The sequence below is a fragment of the Neisseria sp. P0021.S006 genome (assembly GCF_051956895.1).
The window spans coordinates 1-437 of the sequence record NZ_JBQCWZ010001287.1 but is presented as its reverse complement, the minus strand read 5'-3'; the positions used below and the strand labels follow the sequence as shown (position 1 = coordinate 437).

The following is a 437-nucleotide window of genomic DNA, read 5'->3' as shown; positions in this document are numbered from 1 at the left end:
GCTTTGATTGCATCGTGGATGTTGTTCTCACCAGTACCGCCAATATCGGTCATGCTGATATTGCCGCCATTATTGGCCGCATTGCCACCCAATACATTCACCAACTGATCTTGGGCCGCATTCAGCTGCTCTTCAGTCGCCGCACGTTTGCCTTGGGCAAAGTCGCTACCACCCAAAGTCGTATTGCTCAAGCCGCTGACTTCGCCTTTATCGCCATCGATTTTCACCGGAGCTGCTTGACCGACATTCAATACATTGGCCAGTTTCAGCTGTGCACCACCGGCTACGGTTTCGCTGATGATGTTGCTGTCGCCTTTGACATTGATGGTGTCGCCCAATGCGTAGTTGTTGCTGCCGCTGGTACCGCCGAAGTTGATGCCTTTGGCGATATTGGCGGCGTTGGTCGCGACGTTTTGGTTGGTCGCAAACAGTTGGCT

1 protein-coding gene is annotated in these 437 nt (G+C 53.1%); it reads right to left on the bottom strand.

The annotated features are described in order from the left end of the window. The coding region (locus tag ACTHUM_RS19915; protein ID WP_440403995.1) for a hypothetical protein at positions 1 to 437 on the bottom strand (437 nt) is incomplete at both ends.